Raw genomic sequence first — 7,733 nt, forward strand, 5'->3', positions numbered from 1 at the left:
CCCGGAAGCGCAAGACTCGCGGCCCCCCCCCACCCCCCCCGGGGGCGGGGGCCTCCGGGCGTTCCCGGGCAGGGCCGGTCAGTCGGCGGCCGGGGTGCGGCGGCTGGCGCGGAGGCCGCGGACGCCGACGGAGCCGACACCGACGCCGAGGAGGAAGGAGGTGACGGCGAGGAGGAGGTGGACCCAGAAGAAGGCGGTGGGCTGGGAGTGGTCGCCGTTGGTGAAGGCCTGGCCGCCGGAGTCCTTCCAGAGGTTCTTGACGAAGGTGGTCCAGATGATCATGGACCAGACGCCGAAGGCGGTCAGGAACCAGGAGGTGCGGCGGCTGAGCTTCATGGGGGGTCCTCGGCGGGCGGTGGCGTGAAGATGGTGTGCCCTCCCAGTATGCGCAGGCGTCCGTTCGGCTCATGGTGGCCCCCTCCTGCGGCGGACCGGCCCGGCGGGGCGGACGCCGGGGCCCCCGACTGGGTACGGTCTGCTGGTGCTCACACGTCCTCAGCTCGCACATCTGCTCGCCGCGTGCACCGCGGCGCTCCCGGTTCTCCTCGCCGCCCCGGCCGCCGTCGCGGCCCCGCACGAGCCGCCTCCCCCGCCGGCCGCGATCGGCGGGGAGCGGATGGGGCTGTCCGGCGTCCAGGTGGCCCCGCTCGCCGGTGCTCCGGCGCTGCCGGGCGACCTCACCGGCCGGTCGTGGATAGTCGCCGACGCCGCGTCGGGTGACGTGCTGGCGGCCAGCAACCCGCACCTGCGGCTCGCCCCGGCCAGCACCCTGAAGATCCTGTTCGCGGACACCGTGCTGCCCAAGTTCGACCGGAACCTGGTGCACCGGGTCGCCGACGCGGAGATCCAGGGCATCGGCCCCGGCAGCAGCCTGGTCGGCATCAAGGAGGACCTCGACTACAAGGTCGAGGACCTCTGGCGCGGGGTGTTCCTCAGCTCCGGCAACGACGCGGTGCACGTCCTGTCGCACATGAACGGCGGCATCGCCCAGACCGTCACCGAGATGCAGGCCCGCGCCGACGCGCTGCAGGCGAGGGACACCAGGGTGATCTCGCCCGACGGCTACGACATGGACGGCCAGGTGTCCTCGGCGTACGACCTGACCCTGTTCGCCCGGGCCGGGCTGCGCAACCCCGACTTCCGGATGTACTGCGCCACCCGGGACGCGATGTTCCCCGGCGCGGTGGACAAGAACAGCGGCCAGCGCGGCAGCTTCGGGATCGCCAACACCGACCGCCTGCTCGGCAAGTACCCGGGTCTGATCGGCGTGAAGAACGGTTTCACCACCGAGGCCGGCTCGACCTTCGTCGGCGCCGCCGAACGCAACGGCCGCACGCTGCTGGTGACGGTCATGCACCCGTCGACGTATCAGAAGGTGTACGACGAGACGGCGGCGCTGCTCGACTGGGGCTTCGCCGCTGCCGACAAGGTGACGCCGGTCGGGAAGCTGGTGGACGAGGCGCCGAACGGGGGCGCCGAGCCGACGCCGACCGGGCAGGCGGGCGGCACCGCCGGGGTTCCCGCCCCGCCGCCGCACCCCTCGCCGACCCCGACGGCCGCCGCGCGCGCCGCTGCGGACGGCGACGGCGGCGGCGGTGACGGCGGTGACGGCGGCGGGATCGGCCCGGCCGGCTGGCTGGGGATCGGGGCCGCCCTGGTCGCGGGCGCGGCGGGCGCGCGGTTCCTGCTGCGCCGACGCGACCGGTCGTCCTGACCCCGTCCCTCCGGCAGCGAACAGCCCGGACAGCCCGGGAGTCCCCCGCAGGCCCGGCCTCAGTCGCGCGGCCGGGCCTGCGGCGGTCCGTCCGGCTGCGGCTCGTCCGCCCGGGGACCGTCGGCCCGCCGCGCGCCGTCCCGTTCGCCGGCCGCCTCCTCCTCGTCGGCGGCCGCCACCATGGCCCGGGCGCGCTCGCGGGCCCGGCCGCGGGCGGCGGCCGGGTCGGCGGTGGCCGTCCAGGCGACGCAGTACATCAGCAGCCGGCAGACGAAGTTGATCCAGAGCAGCAGCGCCACCGGCACGCCGAAGGCGCCGTAGAGGCTCCGCCCGGCGACCGAGCCGAGGTAGGAGGCGAGCAGGATCTTCAGCAGCTCGAAGCCGACCCCGCCGATCAGCGCGCCCTGCAGCACCGTCCGCCGTTGCTGGCCGCCGATCCGCGGGAAGGGCGCCAGCAGGTAGGCGAAGAGCACCATGTCGGAGCCGACCGCGATCAGCAGGCCGACGCCGGTCAGCAGGTAGCCCCCGGTGCCCAGGCCGATCCAGTCGGCGATCCGGCCGGCCAGCGTCGTCCCGGCGGCGGAGGCGGCGAGCGAGAAGAGCGAGACCAGGCCCAGGCCGCCGAGCACCGCGCAGTCCCAGACCTTGCGCAGCACCGGGTTGCCCTCCTCGTCCGGCAGCTGCCAGACGTCCCGGATCGAGGTGCGCATGGTGTCCACCCAGCCGAGGCCGGAGAGCAGCAGCAGCACGCCGCTGACCAACCCGACGGTGCCCGCGTTGGCCACCAGGGACGGCAGGTTGAGCGCGTCGGAGATGCCCGGCAGCTGGTCGGAGATCCGCTTCTGCAGGTCGTCGACCCGGGTGTCGCTGAGGGTCGCGACCGCGATCGCCAGCGCCACGGTGAGCAGCGGGAAGAGCGCCAGGAAGCCGAAGAAGGTGACCGCACCGGCCAGCCGGTTGCCGCGGGCGGTGGTGAAGTGCTCGTACGCGCGGTACGGGCGGCTGCGCAGCACCCACGCCGCGAGCGGGCCGATCACCGGAAGGCGGGTCAGGAAGTCCACCCGACCGGTTATACCGGCCGTTCGCCCGAACGGGGGTCAGGCTCGGCGACCGCCCCGGCGCCTGACGGGCCGGACAGGGCCTAGCGCCTGACGAGCCGGCGGGCGCGGGCCAGTGCGCGCACGGCCTGGTAGGCGGCGTAGCGGCCGTTGCCGAGCAGTTCGGTGCGGACGCCGTCGACCCCGGCGGGCGGCCGGTAGCCGGCCGGGCGCAGCCGGGCGCAGTGCGCGGCGGCCCGGCGGAAGTACTCGCGGCGGTCGCCGGGCGGCACCCGGCCGGCCTTGGAGACCACGGTGTTGAGGTGGTGCAGCATCCGGCCGTAGACCACCGGGCGCCAGCGGTCGAGGTCGGGGCGGGCGTCCAGGAAGGCGAAGACCAGGTCGTACTGCGCGAAGACGTCGAAGTGCTTGCGGCTGGCGGTGGCCAGGATGTTGCCGCCCTCCTCGCGCTGCCGGTAGTGCACGCCGACCTGGTCGAGCAGGGTGATGCTCGCGGCGGCGAGCAGCGCCGGGTAGGTCCAGGGGGTGTCCTCGTAGTAGCCCGCGGGGAAGGTGAGGCCCTGCTCGGTGATGAAGCCGCGCCGGTAGGCCTTGTTCCAGACCACCTGGAGCAGGTCGAGGAGGTCGGGGCGGGTGTCGAGGTCGAAGACGTCCGGGGAGGCGGCGCCGAAGACGTGCGCCGAGGCGGCCCGGGTGATCCGGCCGTCGGCGTAGGTGCGGGCGTAGTCGTAGACCAGGATGTCGGGGTCGCCGCCGGCCGCGAGCCGGTCGTCGACGGCCTTGAGCAGGCCGGGGGTCAGCGTGTCGTCGCTGTCCAGGAAGATCACGTAGTCGCCGGTGGCGACCTCCAGGCCGGCGTTGCGGGCGCGGCCGAGGCCGACGTTCTCCGGCAGGTGCAGCACCCGCACCCGGGGGTCGGCGGCCGCGGCCCGGTCCAGCAGCGCGCCGCAGCCGTCCGGGGAGCGGTCGTCCACCGCGATCAGTTCGAAGTCCGGGCCGCCCTGGCCGAGCACCGAATCGAGGCACTCGGGGAGGTACTCCTCGACCTTGAACACCGGGACGATGACGCTGAAGCGGGGCATGGGCACAGCCTAGGGCCTGCCCGCGGCCCGGGTCGGAGGGGGCCGCCGACCAGGCCGGACGCGACCGCCGGGCCCGGCCCCGGAGGGCTCCCGGGGGCCGGAAGGTAGGATCGGCGGGCACGTACGCACCGGTGCGGCCAGACCCCGAACGGGCTGCCACGCTCCTTCCCCAAGAAAGGCCTGCGTAGCCGATGGCTCCCCGCCTCTCCATCGTCGTTCCGATCTACAACGTCGAGCGCTACCTCGTGGAATGCCTCGACTCGATCGCCGCCCAGACCTTCACGGACTTCGAGTGCGTCATGGTCGACGACGGTTCGAAGGACGACAGCGCGGCGCTCGCCGACGCGTACGCCGCCAAGGACTCCCGCTTCCGGCTGGTCCGCCAGGTGAACAAGGGCCTCGGCGCGGCCCGCAACACCGGCATCCGGCACATCGACCCGGACAGCGAGTTCCTCTGCTTCGTCGACAGCGACGACTCGATGCCGCCGAGCGCGTACGAGCTGATGATCAACACGCTCGACGAGACCGGCTCGGACTTCGCCACCGGCAACGTGCTGCGCTTCCGCGCGGTGGGCTACTACCAGTCCGGCGGGCACGTGAAGCCGTTCAAGGAGACCCGCCTCAAGACCCACATCACCGAGATCCCCGCGCTGGTCACCGACCGCACGGCGTGGAACAAGGTGTATCGCCGCTCCTTCTTCGACGCGGCCGGCATCCTGTACCCCGAGGGCATCCTGTACGAGGACGCCCCGGTCAGCGTGCCGCACCACTACCTCGCCCGGAGCGTGGACGTGCTCTCCGAGCCGATCTACCACTGGCGCGAGCGCGAGGTCGGCGAGATGTCGATCACGCAGATGCGCACCAACCCCAAGGGCCTGGTCGACCGCGTCGCCTCGGTCGAGCTGGTCCGCGGCTGGCTGAAGAAGCAGACCGACCCGCGCTTCGCCCAGTATCTGCGCTCCTACGACGAGAACACCCTCGTCGAGGAGATCCCGATGTTCTTCTGGTCCGTCGTGGACGGCGACAAGGAGTACCGGGACGCCTACCTCAAGCACGTCAGCCGGCTGCTCCGGTCGATCGGCCCCGAGCAGGTCCGCAAGCTGCGCGCGCCGCTGCGCCTGAAGTACCACCTGACCCTGTCCGGCCGGATCGACGAGTTCGTCGAGCAGATCAAGTACGAGGGCGAGAGCAACGGCGGCGTCTCCGCGCGCGGCCTGCTGCGCCCGTACGCCGACTACCCGTTCCTGCGCGGCGGGCGCAAGAGCGTGCCGGCCGGCGTGCTGAAGCTGGACAACTCGCTTGTGATGCGCAGCCGGCTGTACGAGTCGGCCTGGGTCGGCGGCAAGCTGCAGCTGACCGGCCACGCGTACCCGGAGCAGCTGGGCGCCGCCAACAAGCACGACATGGTCCGCACGCTGGTGCTCCGCGAGGCCAAGGGCCGCCGCGTGATCGCCGTGCCGATGAAGACCCAGTACAGCCCCGAGGCCACCGCCAGCTGCAACCACGACCTGTACAGCTGCGACTGGGCCGGCTTCAACGTCACCCTCGACCCGAAGAAGCTCAAGCACCGCGGCCAGTGGAAGGACGGCAACTGGCGCGTCCTGGTGGCCGGCGCCGGCAAGGGCGGCGTCTACAAGGGCCGGGTCTCGGCCGGCTGGAGCGACACCGCCCAGTACGTCCCCGCCAGCTGGGTCGAGCCGGACGTCCGGATCGTGCCGTGGGTCCGGGACGGCCACGTCTACCTGCGGGTGGAGACCGTCCGGGCCCGGGTGACCGCGCTGTCCGCTCAGGACGGCCGGATGGAGGTGTCCGGCGCGGTCCGCTCCGGCCCGGACCTCGCCGGCGCCCGGTTCAAGATGACCCACGTCGAGTCCGACCGCGAGCTGCTCTTCCCGCTGGAGCTCGCCGCCCCGGTCGGCACGCTGCAGCCGTTCAACGCCTCCGTCCCGGTGGCCGAGCTGACCGCCGTCCGCACGGCCTGGGCCGAGCTCGACCCGGTGGCCGCGGAGCGCGCCCGCGACCGCTGGGACACCACCCTGCTGCTCGCCGACGGCACCGCCGTGCCGGTGGCCTGGGACGACCGCAACGCCCCGGAGCAGCTGCACGTCGCCCTGAACCCGCAGGCCCCGGTCGCCGAGCGCCGCGCGCTCTACTCGAAGCCGTCCCCCGGCGGCTACCTGCAGTTCTCCGACCAGCTGCTGCAGCCGGTGGTGGACGCGATCACCTCCCGCGGTGCCGACGGCTTCCTGCTCAGCGGCGCCTTCCCGCTGCCCGGCAACCACCGCTGGGAGCTGGTGGTCCGGCACAACTGGCGCGAGGAGGAGCACGTCTACCCGGTGGAGATCGCGGACGGCCGGTTCCGCACCGCCCTCCCGCCGGTGCCGACGGCCTCCTTCGCCGGCCGGGTGCCGCTCACCCAGGGCACCTGGGACGTCTTCTTCCGCCCGGTCGGCGAGCCGGCCGACAGCCAGGCCTCCCGGCACGCGCTGATCGCGCCGGAGTGCTTCGGCACCCTGCCGCTGGAGGTGGAGTCGCGCGGCAAGCGGATCGCGCTGGAGCGCCGCTACTACGACGGCCTCTCGCTGGAGTCGCACTCGGCGCTGCTGCCCGAGGAGCGCAGCGGCTACCGCCAGCGCCAGCTGCGCACCGTGGACTACCCGGCGGCCCGCCGGCTCCCGCTGCGCGACACCGTGCTCTACAACGTGGCGCTCGGCGGCCTCTACGCGGACGCGCCGCGCGCGATCCACGAGGAGCTGGTCCGCCGCGGCCTGCAGCTGGAGCACCTGTGGGGCAGCGACGACCTCCAGGCCGAGCTGCCGCAGACCGCGGGCGCGATCCGGCTCTGGAGCCCGGAGTGGTTCGAGACGCTGGCCACCGCCAAGTACATCGTCACCAGTGCGCACCTGCCGGACTTCTTCGTCCGCCGCCCCGGCCAGGTGGTCGTGCAGACCTGGCACGGCACCCCGCTGAAGCAGGTCGGCTACGACTTCGAGAAGGTCTGGTTCACCGACGCCAACTACCTGAAGGGGCTCGCCAAGGACGTCCCGAACTGGTCGATGCTGGTGGCCGGCAACACCTGGTCGGCGCCGGTGCTGCGCCGGGCGTTCGACTTCAAGGGTGAAATCCTGGAGAGCGGTTCGCCCCGTAACGACCTGCTGTTCGCGTCCGACCGGGAGAAGACCGCCGAGCAGGTCCGCGAACGGCTCGGCCTGCCCGAGGGCAAGAAGGTCGTGCTGTACGCGCCGACCTTCCGCGAGGACCGCCGGCGCCCGAACGGCGGCTACCAGATCGACCTGCGGCTCGACCTGGACGCGGCCCGGGAGGCGCTGGGCGACGACCAGGTCCTGCTGGTCCGCCGGCACAGCGTGATGTGCGGCCAGATCCCCGGCGCCGGCAACGGCTACATCTGGGACGTCGGCAGCTACCCCGACATGGCCGAGCTGCTGCTGATCGCCGACGTGCTGGTCACCGACTACTCGGCGACGCTGTTCGACTTCGCCGCGACCGGCAAGCCGGTGCTGTTCTTCACGCACGACCTGGAGCACTACCGCGACAACCTGCGCGGCTTCAGCCTCGACTTCGAGTCGGAGGTGCCCGGCCCGCTGCTGGCCACCTCCGAGGAGCTGGTCTCCGCGCTCGGCCGGGTCGACACGGTGACCGCCGAGTACGCCGAGAAGTACGCGGCGTTCCGTGAGGCGTACTGCGACCTGGACGACGGCCAGGCCGCGGCCCGCGTGGTGGACGGCATGCTCCGCCAGCAGTAGCAGGCAGCCCAGGAGGCGCCCGGCGCGACACCGCGCCGGGGGCCGCCCGGGGGACGGGGGGGTAACCGGGGAGACACCCGGCCTATGACCCGCAAAACAAAACAAAACAACAATT

5 protein-coding genes are annotated in these 7,733 nt (G+C 72.9%); 2 read left to right on the forward strand and 3 right to left on the reverse strand.

What is annotated here, in order from left to right; all coding sequences use genetic code 11:
* Nucleotides 1-78 precede the first annotated feature (78 nt).
* Nucleotides 79-336 carry a hypothetical protein gene (locus tag ABZ885_RS31610; RefSeq protein WP_360196176.1) on the reverse strand — a complete coding sequence of 86 codons (258 nt, stop codon included), beginning with the start codon at nucleotides 334-336 and terminating at the stop codon, nucleotides 79-81.
* A 280-nt stretch (nucleotides 337-616) separates the two neighbouring features.
* On the opposite strand from ABZ885_RS31610, the gene ABZ885_RS31615 reads away from it, so the two are divergent.
* Nucleotides 617-1,714 (forward strand): D-alanyl-D-alanine carboxypeptidase, encoded by a 1,098-nt coding sequence (locus ABZ885_RS31615; RefSeq protein ID WP_360196187.1) that lies wholly within the window; start codon nucleotides 617-619, stop codon nucleotides 1,712-1,714.
* Between the two features lie 59 nt (nucleotides 1,715-1,773).
* Here the strand turns inward: ABZ885_RS31615 and ABZ885_RS31620 are convergent, their stop codons facing one another.
* Together ABZ885_RS31620 and ABZ885_RS31625 are read right to left on the reverse strand one after the other, a co-directional pair.
* Nucleotides 1,774-2,775, reverse strand: a complete 1,002-nt coding sequence (locus ABZ885_RS31620) for a YihY/virulence factor BrkB family protein (RefSeq protein WP_360196178.1) — start codon at nucleotides 2,773-2,775, stop codon at nucleotides 1,774-1,776.
* A gap of 80 nt (nucleotides 2,776-2,855) precedes the next feature.
* A complete protein-coding gene (locus ABZ885_RS31625) occupies nucleotides 2,856-3,854 on the reverse strand; it encodes a glycosyltransferase (protein WP_360196181.1) in 999 nt (332 codons plus the stop codon).
* Nucleotides 3,855-4,045: 191 nt separating this feature from the next.
* On the opposite strand from ABZ885_RS31625, the gene ABZ885_RS31630 reads away from it, so the two are divergent.
* Nucleotides 4,046-7,618 (forward strand): bifunctional glycosyltransferase family 2 protein/CDP-glycerol:glycerophosphate glycerophosphotransferase, encoded by a 3,573-nt coding sequence (locus tag ABZ885_RS31630; protein WP_360196184.1) that lies wholly within the window; start codon nucleotides 4,046-4,048, stop codon nucleotides 7,616-7,618.
* The last annotated feature ends 115 nt before the right edge of the window (nucleotides 7,619-7,733 follow it).

It is taken from the genome of Kitasatospora sp. NPDC047058, assembly GCF_040643935.1.
In the GTDB taxonomy this organism is placed as follows: domain Bacteria; phylum Actinomycetota; class Actinomycetes; order Streptomycetales; family Streptomycetaceae; genus Kitasatospora.

Excerpts from the sequence above, each read along its gene's own strand:
- ABZ885_RS31630 (WP_360196184.1), top strand. The coding sequence starts at position 4,046 with ATGGCTCCCCGCCTCTCCATCGTCGTTCCGATCTACAACGTCGAGCGC.
- ABZ885_RS31615 (WP_360196187.1), top strand. The coding sequence starts at position 617 with ATGGGGCTGTCCGGCGTCCAGGTGGCCCCGCTCGCCGGTGCTCCGGCG.
- ABZ885_RS31625 (WP_360196181.1), bottom strand. The coding sequence starts at position 3,854 with ATGCCCCGCTTCAGCGTCATCGTCCCGGTGTTCAAGGTCGAGGAGTAC.
- ABZ885_RS31610 (WP_360196176.1), bottom strand. The coding sequence starts at position 336 with ATGAAGCTCAGCCGCCGCACCTCCTGGTTCCTGACCGCCTTCGGCGTC.